This is a genomic window from Pseudomonas sp. GNP012, from assembly GCF_054343835.1.
On the sequence record NZ_JBTGUU010000001.1, the window covers coordinates 671,915 to 687,186 of the forward strand.

The 15,272-nt window shown below is 58.6% G+C and carries 14 protein-coding genes; 4 read left to right on the forward strand and 10 right to left on the reverse strand.

Going from position 1 to position 15,272, the window contains the following annotated elements; translation table 11 throughout:
* Nucleotides 1-61: 61 nt before the first annotated feature.
* Entirely contained in the window at nucleotides 62-730 is a 669-nt protein-coding gene (locus ACXX83_RS02935) for a COG3650 family protein (RefSeq protein WP_458547515.1), read from the reverse strand.
* Nucleotides 731-903: 173 nt separating this feature from the next.
* Here ACXX83_RS02935 and ACXX83_RS02940 point away from each other — a divergent pair, with 173 nt between their 5' ends.
* The gene (locus tag ACXX83_RS02940) at nucleotides 904-1,260 is read left to right on the forward strand and encodes a SecDF P1 head subdomain-containing protein (protein ID WP_095965093.1); all 357 of its coding nucleotides are present in this window, start codon (nucleotides 904-906) and stop codon (nucleotides 1,258-1,260) included.
* 12 nt (nucleotides 1,261-1,272) lie between these two features.
* On the opposite strand, the gene ACXX83_RS02945 is transcribed toward ACXX83_RS02940, so the two are convergent.
* Complete coding sequence (locus tag ACXX83_RS02945; RefSeq protein WP_458547516.1) at nucleotides 1,273-1,872, reverse strand: short chain dehydrogenase; 600 nt, start codon at nucleotides 1,870-1,872, stop codon at nucleotides 1,273-1,275.
* A gap of 105 nt (nucleotides 1,873-1,977) precedes the next feature.
* On the opposite strand from ACXX83_RS02945, the gene ACXX83_RS02950 reads away from it, so the two are divergent.
* Nucleotides 1,978-2,886 (forward strand): LysR family transcriptional regulator, encoded by a 909-nt coding sequence (locus ACXX83_RS02950; protein ID WP_458547517.1) that lies wholly within the window; start codon nucleotides 1,978-1,980, stop codon nucleotides 2,884-2,886.
* Nucleotides 2,887-3,083: 197 nt separating this feature from the next.
* Here the strand turns inward: ACXX83_RS02950 and ACXX83_RS02955 are convergent, their stop codons facing one another.
* The 5 genes from ACXX83_RS02955 to ACXX83_RS02975 all read right to left on the reverse strand — a co-directional run bounded on the left by ACXX83_RS02955 (nucleotide 3,084) and on the right by ACXX83_RS02975 (nucleotide 8,087).
* Nucleotides 3,084-3,785, reverse strand: a complete 702-nt coding sequence (locus ACXX83_RS02955) for an ABC transporter ATP-binding protein (RefSeq protein ID WP_015093834.1) — start codon at nucleotides 3,783-3,785, stop codon at nucleotides 3,084-3,086.
* A complete protein-coding gene (gene livG, locus ACXX83_RS02960; protein ID WP_007976644.1) occupies nucleotides 3,786-4,553 on the reverse strand; it encodes a high-affinity branched-chain amino acid ABC transporter ATP-binding protein LivG in 768 nt (255 codons plus the stop codon). It lies immediately after the preceding gene.
* Entirely contained in the window at nucleotides 4,550-5,806 is a 1,257-nt protein-coding gene (locus ACXX83_RS02965; protein WP_126049740.1) for a high-affinity branched-chain amino acid ABC transporter permease LivM, read from the reverse strand. The genes livG and ACXX83_RS02965 overlap by 4 nt, the downstream gene beginning before the upstream one ends.
* Entirely contained in the window at nucleotides 5,803-6,726 is a 924-nt protein-coding gene (gene livH / locus ACXX83_RS02970) for a high-affinity branched-chain amino acid ABC transporter permease LivH (protein WP_007976647.1), read from the reverse strand. The genes ACXX83_RS02965 and livH overlap by 4 nt, the downstream gene beginning before the upstream one ends.
* Before the next feature lie 233 nt (nucleotides 6,727-6,959).
* Entirely contained in the window at nucleotides 6,960-8,087 is a 1,128-nt protein-coding gene (locus ACXX83_RS02975) for a branched-chain amino acid ABC transporter substrate-binding protein (RefSeq protein WP_015093836.1), read from the reverse strand.
* 350 nt (nucleotides 8,088-8,437) lie between these two features.
* Between ACXX83_RS02975 and ACXX83_RS02980 the strand changes: the two genes are divergently transcribed.
* The gene (locus ACXX83_RS02980; protein WP_217837412.1) at nucleotides 8,438-8,743 is read left to right on the forward strand and encodes a DUF2288 domain-containing protein; all 306 of its coding nucleotides are present in this window, start codon (nucleotides 8,438-8,440) and stop codon (nucleotides 8,741-8,743) included.
* A gap of 284 nt (nucleotides 8,744-9,027) precedes the next feature.
* Here the strand turns inward: ACXX83_RS02980 and ACXX83_RS02985 are convergent, their stop codons facing one another.
* On the reverse strand, nucleotides 9,028-11,226 hold the full coding sequence (locus ACXX83_RS02985; protein WP_126049744.1) for a hypothetical protein: 2,199 nt from the start codon (nucleotides 11,224-11,226) through the stop codon (nucleotides 9,028-9,030).
* 196 nt (nucleotides 11,227-11,422) lie between these two features.
* Between ACXX83_RS02985 and ACXX83_RS02990 the strand changes: the two genes are divergently transcribed.
* The gene (locus tag ACXX83_RS02990; protein WP_217837413.1) at nucleotides 11,423-12,319 is read left to right on the forward strand and encodes an NAD(P)-dependent oxidoreductase; all 897 of its coding nucleotides are present in this window, start codon (nucleotides 11,423-11,425) and stop codon (nucleotides 12,317-12,319) included.
* On the opposite strand, the gene ACXX83_RS02995 is transcribed toward ACXX83_RS02990, so the two are convergent.
* Nucleotides 12,276-14,492 carry a putative bifunctional diguanylate cyclase/phosphodiesterase gene (locus ACXX83_RS02995; protein WP_217837414.1) on the reverse strand — a complete coding sequence of 739 codons (2,217 nt, stop codon included), beginning with the start codon at nucleotides 14,490-14,492 and terminating at the stop codon, nucleotides 12,276-12,278. The two genes, ACXX83_RS02990 and ACXX83_RS02995, sit on opposite strands and share 44 nt — an antisense overlap.
* Before the next feature lie 146 nt (nucleotides 14,493-14,638).
* On the reverse strand, nucleotides 14,639-15,004 hold the full coding sequence (locus ACXX83_RS03000) for a YkgJ family cysteine cluster protein (protein ID WP_217837415.1): 366 nt from the start codon (nucleotides 15,002-15,004) through the stop codon (nucleotides 14,639-14,641).
* Between the last annotated feature and the right edge of the window lie 268 nt (nucleotides 15,005-15,272).

Consider the following 15,272-nt stretch of genomic DNA (forward strand, 5'->3'; position numbering starts at 1 on the left):
CAGGGCGTTTGAAACCCGCGATTATAAGCCTCAAAGGCGCAGGCCCGTGAGGCTTAAACGATCAGTCGTCGCGCGATCCGCCGAAATACCCGCAGCCGCGCTGTACCTGACCGTCGATGCGCAACTCGGCGCTCATGTGCTGGATGCTGGCGGTGCTGCTGTCGACGCAGCGTTGCGGTGCAACCCACAGTTCGATGCGCTGGTTGTTGGCTTCGGTGCTGAGGTTGAAACGACCATCGCCCAGTTGCTCTTCGACGTAAGGCACGGCCAAGGGTGGCTGGCCGGCCCGGTCGAGGACCATGCCTTTGCCGCTGACTTTCACGCTCCACTCCGGGGTATGGCCGGCGGCGCGCAGGATCAGCAGCTTGAAATTCGCATCCTCACACGCGTTGCTCGAGCGCTCGACGCGGTACAACTGCTCCAGATCGAGCTGGCCGTCACCACCGCTGCCGGCCACAACCCGCCCGCGCACGTCGGCAAACAATTTTCCTTGCTTGTCCGCCAGGCTGGCGGCCTGCTGCAGGACGCTGGTACCGCCGGTGTCGTTGACCACGTAGCGGGCTGTCTGGTTGCACGGCTGGAACAGCAGTTTGCCGTCCGCTGCAGTCAACTGGCCTTGCATGCGTGTCTGGCCGACGTGGGAGGCGTTCTGCCGCTCACCCTCGAACAACTGGCAAGCGGCGAACAGCGGAAGCAGGGCAACGAGGACTAAGGAACGGGCAACACGCATCTTGGGGTCTCCTGACAAGTGCTGCCACGTTACTCAGGCTGACCGTTCATCACAAGGCTGGAGTGGGGCTCTGGCAAAGGGAAGGGCGATTTGCGGCAACATCTTGTGAATTATTCCGATGCCGAGTGTCAGGATGCCAAAGGTAAGCTGCCGTTTTTTTGCAGGAAGCGGATATGAAACAGGCAATGGGCTGGAAGATCGGGTTGTTTCTGCTGGTGATGACGGGAGCCACGGGCAGTCACGCTGCCGAGATCAATTTGTCTTCGGCAACCGACTTCACCCGGATGGAGTTGCTGTTGAAGGACCACGACAGACTTCATTCGGTGCTGGAGATGAATGTCACGCTCAGTCCTGAGGCAGCTGAGCGTATGCATCGCATTACCCGTGAGTCGATAGGCCAGAAATTGACGCTGTCGATCAATGGCTGGAAGATTTCTACGGCGACGGTGCAATCGGCCTTGGGCTCGCAGTTCCAGGTGTCCATCCCGAAAGCCATCGCCAAAGACCTATTGCCCACGTTGGTTGATTGAGCTTGAACCGACTCAGCCTACGTGAAAGGTCTGACCCGTTTGCAGGCCTTCTACGCTTTTGGCGTAGGCCAAGGCCACATCTAGTGCAGGCACCGGCTTGAAGCCACGGAAGTACGGTGCGTATTTGCCCATGGCTTCGACGAGGACGTTGGGGCTGATCGAGTTCACCCGCAGGCCCCGCGGCAGTTCTATGGCGGCGGCGCGAACGAAGCTGTCCAGTGCACCGTTGACCAGCGACGCCGAGGCGCCACTGCGAATCGGGTCGTGGCTGAGTACGCCGGTAGTGAAGGTGAACGACGCACCGTCATTGGCGAAGTCGCGCCCGATCAACAGCAAATTGACCTGGCCCATGAGCTTGTCTTTCAGGCCCAGGACAAAGCTTTCTTCGGTCATCTCGTTGAGCGGTGCGAAGGTCACGTTGCCCGCGGCGCAGATCAGCGCATCAAACTTGCCTGTCTGCTCGAACAATTTGCGAATCGAAGCGCTGTCACTGATGTCCACCTGAAAATCGCCGCTGTTGCGGCCAATCCGGATGATTTCGTGGCGCTGCGACAGTTCCTTGTCGACTGCCGAACCGATGGTGCCGTTTGCGCCGATCAAAAGAATTTTCATGGGGCTGATCCTCGTATGGGGTGAACGAGGTATCAGTTTAGGGTGGTTTTTTTCGTAGATAAGCGAGCTAATAGGCAACCTTTGGTTTTTAAATGGAAACAATCCATGAGCGAGATGGATGACCTGGCCGCGTTCGCCGTATTGATCGAAGCGGGAAGTTTCACCCTGGCGGCGCAGCAGCTCGGTTGCAGCAAAGGCCAGCTGTCCAAGCGCATCAGCCAGCTGGAAGCGCAGTTTTCCGTGGTGCTGTTGCAACGTACCACTCGCCGCTTGAGCCTGACCGCCGCTGGCGCTGCGTTGTTGCCCCAGGCCCAGGCGCTGGTGGTGCAAGTCGAGCGGGCGCGCCAGGCCTTGGCGCGACTGAAGGACGACATGGCCGGCCCGGTGCGGATGACGGTGCCGGTGTCGCTCGGGGAAACCTTCTTCGATGGTCTGTTGCTGGAGTTCTCGACCCAGTATCCCCAAGTGCAGATTGAGCTGGAGCTCAACAACAGCTACCGCGAATTGTCCCGGGACGGATTCGACCTGGCGATTCGCTCTGACGTGGCCCTTGACCAGAGACTGGTCGCGCGCCCGTTGCTGGCGTGGCAGGAACTGACCTGTGCCAGCCCGGCTTATCTGGAGCAATACGGTGAACCGCAAACACCCCAGGCGCTGGCCGAACATCGCTGCCTGCTCAACAGTCATTACAGCGGCCGCGAAGAATGGCTGTATCACCAGCAGCATGAGTTGTTGCGGGTGCGGGTGTCGGGGCCGTTCGCCAGCAACCACTACAACCTGTTGAAGAAAGCCGCACTGGTTGGCGCCGGTGTTGCGCGCCTGCCCTCCTACTGTTTGCCAGCGGAGCTGGCGGACGGGCGTTTGCGATGGCTGCTGCGCGACTATCAGACCCGCAGCATGCCGATGTACCTGGTGCATCCGTATCAGGGCGGTTTGCCCAAGCGTACGCAGGTGCTGGCGGATTATTTGATTGGCTGGTTCAAGCGTAGTGGGGAGGTGCTGGACAGACTATAAATCTTCACACGCACCTCCTGTGGGAGCGAGCCTGCTCGCGATGAACGTTAACGATGACGAGGGCTGACTGAATGAACGCTACGCCCTCCAGTTCTTCGCGAGCAGGCTCGCTCCCACATTGGATTTCCATTGCTGTTGGGGTTGTGGTGACCATAAAAAAACGGCCCGCAAAGGCCGTTTTTGTTTACCGCAAAGGCTCAACCACCGAGGTACGCTTCGCGCACTTTCGGATCGGTCAGCAGCGCTTCACCAGTGCCTTGCATCACTACCCGGCCGTTCTCCAGAACGTAGGCGCGGTCAGCGATTTTCAGTGCCTGGTTGGCGTTTTGCTCGACCAGGAACACCGTCACACCGTCCTTGCGCAGCTGTTCGATGATGTCGAAGATCTGCTGGATGATGATCGGCGCCAGACCCAGCGACGGCTCGTCGAGCAGCAACAGCTTGGGCTTGCTCATCAGTGCACGGCCGATGGCGAGCATTTGCTGTTCGCCGCCGGACATGGTGCCGCCACGCTGGTTGAAACGCTCTTTCAGGCGTGGGAAAAGTCCGAGGACCTTGTCCATCTGTTCCTGATAGTCGCCCTTGGCGGTGAAGAAACCGCCCATCGACAGGTTTTCTTCCACGGTCAGCCGGGAAAATACCCGACGACCTTCCGGCACCACGGCAATGCTCTTGCGCATGATCTGTGAGGAGTCCTGGCCGACCAGTTCCTCACCCATGTAGCGGATGCTGCCGCTGTGGGCCCGCGGCGAACCGCAAAGCGTCATCAGCAGCGTGGACTTGCCGGCACCGTTGGCGCCGATCAGGGTCACGATCTCGCCCTGACGGACTTCGACGTTGACGCTGTGCAGGGCCTGGATCTTGCCGTAGAAGGTGGAAACGTTTTCGAACTGCAGCATTTACGCTTCCCCCAGGTAGGCTTTGATCACTTCAGGATTGTCGCGGATCTGTTCCGGCGTGCCGTTGGCCAGGGGCGTGCCCTGGTTGATCACGACGATGTGGTCGGAAATGCTCATGACCAGTTTCATATCGTGTTCGATCAGCAGCACGGTAACGTTGTGCTCTTCACGCAGCACACTGATCAGCGCCTTGAGGTCTTCGGTTTCCTTCGGGTTCAGGCCGGCGGCCGGTTCGTCGAGCATGAGAATCCGCGGACGGGTCATCATGCAGCGGGCGATTTCCAGGCGACGTTGCTGACCGTAGGCCAGGGTGCCGGCCGGACGGTTGGCGAACTCACGCAGATTGACCTTGTCCAGCCAGTATTCGGCGTACTCCATGGCCTCGCGCTCGCTCTTGCGGAACGACGGGGTCTTGAACAGGCCGGACAGGAAGTTGGTGTTCAGGTGGCGATGCTGGGCGATCAAGAGGTTCTCGACCGCGGTCATGTCCTTGAACAACCGTACGTTCTGGAAGGTCCGCACTACGCCTTTGAGGGCGATCTTGTGACCCGGCAGGCCTTCGATCGGCTCGCCGTCCAGCAGGATGCTGCCGCCGCTTGGCTTGTAGAAGCCGGTCAGGCAGTTGAACACGGTGGTCTTGCCGGCGCCGTTAGGGCCGATCAATGCCACCACTTGTTTCTCTTTCACGCTCAAGGCCACGCCATTGACCGCCAGCAAGCCGCCGAAGCGCATGCTCAGGTTTTCTACTTTAAGGATCTCGCGGCTCATTTGCGCAGCTCCATGTGAGGACGTTGCATGGGCAGCAGACCCTGAGGGCGCCAGATCATCATCAGTACCATCAAGGCACCGAACATCAACATGCGGTACTCACTGAACTCACGCATCATTTCCGGCAACAGGATCATCACCACGGCAGCCAGGATCACGCCCAACTGCGAGCCCATGCCACCGAGCACCACGATGGCGAGGATGATCGCCGACTCGATGAAGGTGAAGGACTCAGGCGTCACCAGGCCCTGGCGAGCGGCGAAGAAGCTGCCGGCGAAACCGGCGAAGCTCGCACCCAGGGTGAAGGCCGACAACTTGATGATGGTCGGGTTCAGGCCCAGCGCACGGCAGGCGATTTCGTCTTCACGCAACGCTTCCCAGGCACGGCCCAGCGGCATGCGCAGCAAACGGTTGATGACAAACAGCGCAGCCAGCGCCAGGAACAGGGCAACGAGGTAAAGGAAAATCACCTTGTTGATCGAGTTGTATTCCAGGCCGAAGTACTCATGGAAGGTTTGCAGGCCTTCCGCGGCCTTACGTTCGAAGGTCAGGCCGAAGAACGTCGGTTTCTCGATGTTGCTGATGCCGTTAGGACCGCCAGTGATGTCGGTCAGGTTGCGCAGGAACAGACGGATGATTTCACCGAAGCCCAAGGTCACGATCGCCAGATAGTCACCGCGCAGACGCAACACCGGGAAGCCCAGCAGGAAGCCGAAAGTGGCCGCCATCAGGCCGGCAATCGGCAGGCAGATCCAAAAGCTCAGACCGTAGTAGTGCGACAACAGCGCGTAGCTGTAGGCGCCGACGGCATAGAAACCGACGTAACCGAGGTCGAGCAGGCCGGCCAGGCCGACCACGATGTTCAGGCCGAGGCCGAGCATCACGTAGATCAGCACCAGGGTCGCGATATCCACCGCACCGCGGGAGCCGAAGAACGGCCAGACCAGGGCACCGGCGATCAACGCGATGATGATCCAGCGTTGCGTGGTCGGCAGGGTCAGGAAGTTACTGGCCTTGGCTGGAATCAGCGGCATGCCTGGCGACGAACGCCAGGCCGAGCTGATCTGCTGGTCGAACAGCACACGCAGGAACATCAGCACCGAACACACGGCGATGGTGATCAGGGTGGCGTCGCTGGTGCCATGAACTTCGAGGTTGATGCCGACGATGGTCAGCTTCAGACCGAGTACCGGGTAGGCCACGGCCCACACCAGCAAGGCGCTGAACAGCGCCTGTTTAAGATTCCTAGTCATACCTTCTCAACCTCCGGACGGCCCAGCAGGCCGGTTGGCCGGAACAACAGCACCAGAACCAGCAGGCCGAACGCCACGACGTCCTTGTACTGGTCGCCGAAGATATCGGCACCAAAGGCTTCCGCCACACCCAATACGAGCCCGCCGAGCATGGCACCCGGAATGCTGCCGATACCGCCCAGTACCGCTGCGGTGAAGGCCTTGAGGCCGACCAGGAAACCGGCGTTCGGGTTGATCACGCCATATTGCATGCTCAGCAGCACGGCCGCGATGGCCGCCAGCGCGGCACCGATGACGAAGGTCAGGGCGATGATGTTGTTGGTGTTGATACCCAGCAGGTTGGCCATCTTGATGTCTTCGGCGCAGGCACGGCAGGCGCGGCCCAGGCGAGAGCGGGAGATGAACAGCGTCAGGCCGAGCATGGCGACCAGGGTCACCACGAACACCACGATTTGCATGTAGGAAATCAGCACTTCATGTGCGCCACCTGGGCCAAAGGCAATATTGCCCGGAATCAGGTTGGGAATGGATTTGTCCTTGGAGTCTTGCGCCAGCAGAACGGTGTTCTGCAGGAAGATCGACATGCCGATGGCGGAGATCAGCGGGATCAGACGGTTGCTGCCGCGCAAGGGGCGGTAAGCGATCCGTTCGATGCTGTAGCCATAGGCACTGGTGACAACGATAGTTGCAAGGAAAGCGGCGGTCATCAACAGCGGAACGCTGTCGAGTCCCAGCATGGCCAGCCCGGCGATGGCGATGAACGCCACGTAGGAGCCGATCATGTACACCTCGCCGTGGGCGAAGTTGATCATTCCAATGATGCCGTAGACCATCGTATAGCCGATGGCGATCAGGGCATACGTGCTGCCAATGGTCATGCCATTAACCAGCTGTTGGAAAAAGTGATAGATGTCAGGCATTACAGCGCTCCTAAAAACCTGATACGCATTTCACTGGTGGAGTCATTTTCCCGCCCGAGCCCCGTGGATCTGCATCCACTTCGAATTCGGGGTTTGCCAGCGAACCGCTGATGACGGTTTTGAGATTTTCAGGTGGGGAGACTGGCGGATCACGCCAGCGCGGCCCAAGTACGTTCGTAAAACAAAGCCCACGGCACGCCGTGGGCTTTATTGGCAGTCAGTCAGGCAACGCCTTACTGAGGCTTGGCTTCAGTTTTTGGTTTGCCGAAGTGCCACTCGTAAACCACAAATTTGAAGTCCTTCAGGTCACCTTTCTCATCGAAGCTCAGGTCGCCGGTCGGGGTCTTGAAGGTGCCGGCGTGGATGGCTTCAGCCACTTTGGCGGAGTCTTCGGACTTGGCAGCCTTGATACCATCGGCAATCACGGTCACAGCCGAGTAGGCCGGGAACACGAATGGACCGCTCGGGTCTTCTTTCTTGGCTTTGAACGCATCAGCCAGGGCAACGTTGGCCGGATCCTGGTCGAAGGATTTCGGCAGGGTCACCAGCAGGCCTTCGGAAGCGTCCTTGGCGATCTGCGAAATGGAGTCGTTACCCACGCCTTCCGGACCCATGAACTTGGCTTTCAGGCCTTTTTCCTGAGATTGACGCAGGATCAGACCCAGCTCAGGGTGGTAGCCGCCGTAGTAGACGAAGTCGACATTGGCTTGCTTGAGCTTGGCGATCATCGAGGAGAAGTCTTTGTCGCCGGCGTTGACGCCTTCGAACACGGCAACCTTGACGCCTTTGCCTTCCAGGGTTTTCTTCACTGCGCTGGCGATGCCTTCACCGTACTGCTGTTTGTCGTGCAGGACAGCAACGATTTTCGGTTTGACGAAGTCGGCGATGTAGTTACCGGCGGCAGGGCCCTGGGCGCTGTCCAGACCGATGGTACGGAAGACCATTTTGTAACCACGGGCGGTGATGTCCGGGCTGGTGGCAGCCGGGGTGATCATGATCACGCCTTCGTCTTCGTAGATGTCCGAAGCCGGTTGAGTGGAGCTGGAGCACAGGTGACCAACCACGAACTTGACGCCGTCGTTGACGACTTTGTTCGCGACCGCCACGGCTTGTTTTGGATCACAGGCGTCATCGTATTCAACGGCTTCGAGTTTCTTGCCGTCTACGCCGCCCTTGGCGTTGATCTGCTCGATGGCCATTTTGGCGCCACTGAACTGCATGTCGCCGTATTGGGCTACAGGACCGGTTTTAGGGCCGGCGATGCCGATCTTGATGGTGTCAGCTGCGAACGAATGGCTGGCAACCCCGGCCAGAACCATAGCGGCAAACAGTTTGGAAATCTGCTTAGTAGCCTTAGTCATAGTGCTCCACTCTTACTGTTGTAGTTTTTATAGTCCTGGCGCCGAAAGCAGCAGAACCGGGTCAGATATCTACGACATTCCCCGGAAAAGCCCCTCGGCAACTGTACCGGTACAGTGTAGAGCGCCGATTGTCAGCCTGGGAAGGCAGCGCCGAGGGGCAAAACCTGCAAGTGTCGCTTTATTGAAAGAAAAAGACAGAATTGCGGCGGGGCGTTGAGGGGCTTATAGCCGGATTCACTGCATTCCCTGGCTTTCCTGCGCTTTTCATTTCGGTCACTCAATTGCATCCGGGTTTTTCTGCCAGTCCACCGACGTTATCATCTGCGTCGATTTCTTTTTCGGACAGTCCCATGAATCAAGAACCTAGCACCCTCTATGCCAAGCTGCTTGGTGAAACCGCATCTATTACCTGGAAAGAGTTGGAGCCGTTCTTTGCCAAGGGTGCCCTATTGTGGGTCGACCCGAGCCTGGATTTGATCGCCGCGGCAGAGGCCGTAGCGAGTGATGAAGGTGAGAAAGTGGCTGCCTGGCTGGCCGAAGACAAGGTCGCCAAGCTGTCTGAAACGCGGGCGCTGGATCTTTTTGAACGTGATCCGCAGTTGTGGGCCGTGGTTGTTTCACCGTGGATTCTGATCCAGGAAAGGGCGCAGGTTTAAAAGATTGCACCGGCCTGGTGCGCTCCTTTCAGACAGGAAAGTGTGTAGCCGAGTAGCGTGATGGCATGTTGCCGTAGAGAAAGGCCACAGCCTCACGGTGACGTAAACGTAACGGGAACAGTTGAGAAGACAACTGAACGGCTGCTCAATTGTTTCTGGATGTTGATTTGCGGTGAATTCAAGGCCGCCTTCGCGAGCAAGCCCGCTCCCACATTTAATTGTGTTCTTCCAGAAGGAATGCAGTCGAATGTGGGAGCGGGCTTGCTCGCGAATGGGGACGACGCTTAGTAAGCAGTCTTGCCCGTATGGTTATTCAGCGAAATAACCTTGGTCTTGCCGATCCGGTGACGATAGATCTCGCGCAGGTACTTGATCGATTTCTTCACGCAGTCCCGGGACAGGCGGATGTCGTTGATCGAAACGAACTTGTCCTTGTCGTTGATCAGTTCACGGTACTTCTTCTCGTACATCGGCTTGATCGCGTACCAGTTGGTATCGAGGATCTTCGCCGGATTCTCGAATTCGTTGAGCAACTCGTCGATCCGGTCTTCATCGAACTGTTCGTTGATGATGAAGTCCAGGATCGAGTTATCCAGAGTCTCGTCGAAGCGGTACGGATTCTTCGCAAAGCAGCGCTTGATGAAGGCCACGATCAACGTCAGGAAATCGTCCGACAGGCACGGGCTCTTGGCGATCAGGGTGGTCAGGGACAGGTTGGCCGAGGCACCGATCACCAGCGCGTAGCGCTTGAGCGTGGTGTTGGGGAACAGGCTGTTGAGGTGGGTCTTCAACCGGTTCAGGTCCATGTAGGACAGCTTGTAGTCCTTCGGCAAGGAAACGATCGACACCACCGACGAGCAATTCTTGAAGAAGTGCAGGTCGTGCAGGGCCGCCGCGTCGTAACCCGAGTTCTTGTACTGCTCCAGAGACGCGCGATAGCGCTTGGACTCGATCGGCAACAGGCTGATGCCTTCGATGGCCTGGGTGACCTTGTTGAAGTGCGGCAGGTCGATCGAACGGAAGAACAGGTCGTCGATGTTCAGGCGCTGCGGCTCTTTCTCGAACACCTTGAACTTGTCGCTGCTTGGCGGCGGGGTTTCCGGCACCACGGACTCGGCATAGGCAATCGCCACCGGGCCGGCCAGGCTCATGAACAGGTCGTTGGCGTCCAGGCGAATGGTTTCGCCGATGTCGATGCCGGCCCGACGGAAATAGTTCTGGTCGTAGTCGGTGGTGACCGCCTGAGCCGTCAGAATGTTGAATATCTGCTGCGAGATGTACTGGTTGGCGTGCTTTTCCATGGCATTGACATCAATGTTCTGGATATTGCCGTCATCGTTCTCTTCGGCGTAACGCATGATGTCGTTGGAAATCAGCATCATCGCGTTCCATGGGCGGATGCGACCCATGACGCTGGCTTCGCTGCTGTCTTCGTTGGCGAAGTTGTAGGAGAAGTCCCACTCTTCCGACAGGTATTTGCACAGCAGGCGCCCGGCGTTGATGTGCAGCGCCTCGGACATTTCACTGCGGTGGTCGGAGATGTTCGGCAGTACACAGATGCCGCTGGTGAAGATCGGTTCGAAGACGAAGGAGTGGCCGCTCTTGCTGTCGTGCTCGTCCATCGGTTTGGTGTCGAACGTCTTGTTCATGTACGAGTGCTGCTGGGCCAGGCCGAATTCCGAGGCCATGCCGGAGCCGGTACCGCCGCCGGCACTGAAGATTGAGAAATACAGGCGCGACTGGTTGGCCTTGATGCCGCAGCTGTCGATCAGGTACGAGTGAATCATTTTCCAGTCAGGGCTGGAGAAACGCTGGGTGTCCTTGTTCAGGATGATCTTGGCCAGGTACTGGCCCAGGATCGGCGCGTTACCGGCGCCACCGGCGTGGACTTCCGACAGGTCCATGATTTTCATCTTGCTGTAGTCGCGCAGGAAACCGCTTTTTTCGCCCTTGCGCGAGAAGCGGATGCGTCCGGCGATGTCTTTGTCCAGGTCGCCAAGCATCACCAGCGGCTCGACCAGAAACACCGGTTTGGTGTTCTTGTTCTGACCCAGGCGCAGGTTGTTGCGGATCCACTGGGCCGGGCTGTAGCCCTTTTCGGCAAAACGCTTGTCCGGTGACAGGCGATCTTCGTTGTTGAATTCGTTGAGGTAGAACTTGCGGGCGTTGTACACCAGTTCTGCCACGTCCAGCGCAATGTTCGAACCGCAGCGGCCCAGGCCGATCAGGCACACCGAGGGGAATTCCTGGTCGCTGTGCTGCTCGCTGTCGCCTTCCAGATGCGGTGGGCGCGGGAACACCATGTCGCGCAGGCCGTCGAGGTTGTCGAGGATGCGGTCGGTGTTGGTTTCGGTGAAGTAGAGGTATTGCTGGGTCGCCAACGGGCGGGATTGAATCAATGGCTTCGGTGATGACGGGCTGTTGGCCGCGGGGCTCAGCGTCAGATCGGTTATCGCAGTGGCCGGGTTGTTTTTAGAAGTCATTGTTCGCCATCTACCTGGGCTGATTGGTTGGCCGACTGACTGTCGTCGAACCGTCACGGAATAGAATCGCGTCTTTTTTCAGCGCGTACCTGGACCATGCCTTGGTCATTGGCTTGAGCATTGCTCGGGGGGAATCCTTTCCCAAGTCATGATGAATCGGCCAGTATTTGGCGATCTTTAATCAAAAGGAGGCTAAATGATGTCAACGCTACCTTCGCTGGGGTTTGCCGGGATCGGCCTGATGGGGTTGCCGATGTGCCGGCGACTGCTGGCCGCGGGTTATCCGCTGGCGGTATGGAATCGTAATCCGGACAAGTGCAAACCACTGGTCGAGGCTGGCGCACGCCAGGTCGCCAGCCCGGCCGAACTGTGCCAGCACGCTGACGTGGTGATGTTGTGCCTGGCGGATACGGCGGTCGTTCGCGAGGTAGTGTTTGGCCCGGCAGGCATTGTCGAGGGGGCAAAAAAAGGCCAGCTGCTGGTGGACTTTTCCAGCCTGGAGCCTAACGCCACGCGGGAGATGGCCGCAGACCTCGCCGTTAGAACCGGCATGGGCTGGCTCGATACACCGGTGTCCGGTGGCGTGGTCGGCGCAGAAGCTGCAAGCCTGGCGATCATGGTCGGCGGTGACGCGCAGGATCTGGAACGGGTCCGGCCTGTCTTGTTGAACCTGGGGCAACGTGTGACACACATGGGCGGTATCGGGGCAGGGCAGGTGACCAAGGCGTGCAATCAGATGATCGTCGCCTGCAATGCATTGGTGATCGCCGAAGTGGTCGCGCTGGCGGAGCGTTCCGGGGTTGACGCAAGCCTGATCGCCGAAGCGCTGGCTGGCGGTTTTGCCGATTCCAAACCCTTGCAGTTCCTGGCCCCGCAGATGGCTGAAAACCGTTTCGAACCGGTCAAGTGGCACGTGCGCACCTTGCTCAAGGATCTGGATGCCGCGGTAAAGTTTTCCCGTGAGCAGGGCTCGGCGACACCGATCAGCGGTCTGGCCGCGCAGTTGATGCGCCTGCACGGGAGTCAGGGTTTCCTTGAAAAAGATCCGTCTACATTAGTGCAGATGTACCGTGAGCCAGACCCAGCGCCGTGACCGTATAGGCGTGCTTGCGCTGGTTGATTTCGTTGAGCACCGGGAGTAACTCGGTCAGCGGTACCGGCCGACTGAGCAAATAGCCCTGAACGAAGTCACAGCCATGGTCTTCCAGGAACTGGTATTGCTCGAAGGTTTCGACCCCTTCGGTGACCACTTGCAGTTGCAGGGTATGGGCCATGACGATAATGGCCTGGACAATTTCCATGTCCTGGGTCGCTTTGGGAATGTCCTGGATGAAGGAACGGTCGATTTTCAGGGTGTTGAGCGGTAGGCGCTTGAGGTAGGCCAGGGATGAATAGCCGGTGCCGAAGTCATCGATAGACAGCGATACGCCGAGGGCGCGTATCTGCCGCAGCAACACCAGTGTGTTGGCGATATTGCCCATCAAGGCGTTTTCCGTGACTTCCAGCTCCAGCCGATGGGGCTCGACACCGGCGGCCCGCAACGCGTACTCGATCTCATCGGCCAGTTCTTCGCGCGCCAGGTTCAGGGGCGAACAATTCACGGCGATCTTGAGGTCTTCACAGCCTTGGCGCGACAGCTCGCCCAGATCCTCGCAGGCTTTGCGCAGCACCCAGTTATCCAGCTCGGCGATCAGGCCGTTGGCCTCGGCGATGGCGATAAAACGATCCGGCACGAGGAAACCGTGGACCGGGTGTTGCCAGCGGATCAAGGCTTCGAGCTTGCTGACCTGACCAGTCTTGAGGTCATAGATCGGCTGGTAATAGAGCATCAGGCCGGTGTCTTCACGCAACGCGTGGCGCAACTCCTCTTCCAGTTGCAGCTCAAGCGTTGCGCGGGTTTTCAGGTTGGCACTGAAAAAATTCAACCCGTTGCGGCCGCTGCCCTTGGACTGATACAGCGCGAGGTCGGCGTTCTTCAACAGTTCCTCACATGTCTTGCCGTCTTCAGGAAACAGGCTGATACCGATGCTGGTGGTCATCACCATGCGCCTGCCGGCCAGTTCGATGGGCTCCTTCATTTTCAGCATGATGCGTTGGGCCAACTGTCGCGCTTCGTCACGATCATGCAGGTCGATGAGCAGGCAGAACTCGTCGCCGCCGAAGCGTGCGACCACATCCTCGTGACTGCGAACCGAGCTCTTGATGTGCGCGGCAAGCACTTTGAGCAGTTCGTCTCCGGCATCGTGGCCAAGGCTGTCGTTGATCCGCTTGAAATGGTCGATGTCCAGGAACAGGACTGCCAACATCCCGCCCTCGTTGGTTTTCTCGATGAGTTTTTCGGCGAAGATCTGATTGAACCCGCGACGGTTGATCAGGTTGGTCAACGCGTCGTAGTGCGCCACCTGCTGCAGCGACATGCGCGCCTGGTCCAGTTGGCTGAGCAGGGAGTTGACCCGCTGCAGGTCGTGGTCCTTGTGTTGCAGTTTCTTGTCCGCCAGTGCCGCGCTGATGCTGCTTCCGATGATCAGCAGGGCCATGACTGTCACGGTCAGCGCCAGTTGCAGATGGCTGTGTTCACCGGTTTGCACTGGCAGGCTGTCGCTGGGCAACACCAGATTGAAAGCGGCCATGGCCGTGAGGTGCATGCTCAGGATGCCAGCCCCGAGCAGCAGGCTGGCGCAGTATTTGAAGAGTTGATGCAGCATGCCAGCGCCATCGCGCAGATACCAGGCCAGCAACAGGGCTGCCAGCGCGGCGCCGATCGCGATCGCGATGGAAAGGGCGAACAGACCAGGATGGTAATAGACGGTGGCGCTGGAGTGCATCGCCGTCATGCCCACGTAATGCATGGTCGCGATACCCAGGCCGATCCCGATCGATGCCTTGAGGCACTGTCGAAAACTCAGCTGGGGAAGGCTTAGGGTATGCATGGCCAGCCACGCGGCAAGCAGCGCGATGGTTAGCGAGAACACCGTGACGGGCAGTTGGTAGTGAAGGTCGACAGGCGCCTTGAATGCCAGCATTGCGACGAAGTGCATGGCCCAGATACCACCCGCCAGGCAGCCGCTGCCCACCCAGCGCCAGCGCGTTTTGGACGCGGTTTTTTCAGCGTGGGCTACCCGTTCGGCCATGTCCAGTGTCGCGAAACAGCCGACACAGGCGACCAGATAAGCCAGCAGCACCAAAAAGGGGTCATGTGTGCAATTGAGTATGACCTGCCCACTCTCTGGTAGCTCGGTAATGAAATGCAGACCAAGCCACTCCATAGCATGCCCCATCTTTATCCTTCAGGCCGGAGCAAGAGCGCCAGCGAATGTCATGGAGTATAGAGGGCATGGATGGAGCGCAAGCGGTAGTGGCACATTGGTGCCAAATATTTTGACATTAACCTAATAGCAATTGGTGCTATTACTCAGGCCATTTGCTTCTGAGGTGTCTCGAACACCGGTTGCAGGGCCGGCAAGCCGAATGCGGCACGGGCCGCGTCGCAATCGGGATTGGCCTGACCATCGACCCATGAAGCGTCGAACTCCCGGCAGGTACTGGAGCGTTTTTCGTAAATCGAGCACTGCACCGTACTGCCCACGTCTCCGACCAGGCTGGTGCAGCGCACGGGTTTGCAGCCGGTGCCGATCATCGCAACCCGGCTGGGGCTGATCTGCTCGACAAGCTCATCGGGTACCGTCCCCCCGGAGGAGGCGCACTCACCCCAGAAAAATGACACGCGAAAATGAGAACAGCAGGCACCGCAATTCAGACACGGACTGGCTTCGGACATGGGCGATTATCGTGAGGAGGAGTGGAGACACAGGGGGGAATCAAGGCCGCTATTCTAGGCTTCGGCAACGGCTTGGGAAGGGGGGGCAAGAGGTATTTTTCATCGACCGGACGAGCTGCGAAATACCCGCCCTGCGAAAGTTCCTACGGGTTGCGTCCCATGGGCAGGTATCAGCCTGGCGAATAATGAAAGACAGGTGCGGCCAGCCTGTCTAGATTGCAAAGTCCGGGGGCAGTGACACCCCAAAAACAATAAAAGAGACGGACCC

Coding starts and splice junctions, on each gene's coding strand:
- ACXX83_RS02935 (WP_458547515.1), bottom strand. CDS start 730: ATGCGTGTTGCCCGTTCCTTAGTCCTCGTTGCCCTGCTTCCGCTGTTC.
- ACXX83_RS02940 (WP_095965093.1), top strand. CDS start 904: ATGAAACAGGCAATGGGCTGGAAGATCGGGTTGTTTCTGCTGGTGATG.
- ACXX83_RS02945 (WP_458547516.1), bottom strand. CDS start 1,872: ATGAAAATTCTTTTGATCGGCGCAAACGGCACCATCGGTTCGGCAGTC.
- ACXX83_RS02950 (WP_458547517.1), top strand. CDS start 1,978: ATGAGCGAGATGGATGACCTGGCCGCGTTCGCCGTATTGATCGAAGCG.
- ACXX83_RS02955 (WP_015093834.1), bottom strand. CDS start 3,785: ATGCTGCAGTTCGAAAACGTTTCCACCTTCTACGGCAAGATCCAGGCC.
- livG (WP_007976644.1), bottom strand. CDS start 4,553: ATGAGCCGCGAGATCCTTAAAGTAGAAAACCTGAGCATGCGCTTCGGC.
- ACXX83_RS02965 (WP_126049740.1), bottom strand. CDS start 5,806: ATGACTAGGAATCTTAAACAGGCGCTGTTCAGCGCCTTGCTGGTGTGG.
- livH (WP_007976647.1), bottom strand. CDS start 6,726: ATGCCTGACATCTATCACTTTTTCCAACAGCTGGTTAATGGCATGACC.
- ACXX83_RS02975 (WP_015093836.1), bottom strand. CDS start 8,087: ATGACTAAGGCTACTAAGCAGATTTCCAAACTGTTTGCCGCTATGGTT.
- ACXX83_RS02980 (WP_217837412.1), top strand. CDS start 8,438: ATGAATCAAGAACCTAGCACCCTCTATGCCAAGCTGCTTGGTGAAACC.
- ACXX83_RS02985 (WP_126049744.1), bottom strand. CDS start 11,226: ATGACTTCTAAAAACAACCCGGCCACTGCGATAACCGATCTGACGCTG.
- ACXX83_RS02990 (WP_217837413.1), top strand. CDS start 11,423: ATGATGTCAACGCTACCTTCGCTGGGGTTTGCCGGGATCGGCCTGATG.
- ACXX83_RS02995 (WP_217837414.1), bottom strand. CDS start 14,492: ATGGAGTGGCTTGGTCTGCATTTCATTACCGAGCTACCAGAGAGTGGG.
- ACXX83_RS03000 (WP_217837415.1), bottom strand. CDS start 15,004: ATGTCCGAAGCCAGTCCGTGTCTGAATTGCGGTGCCTGCTGTTCTCAT.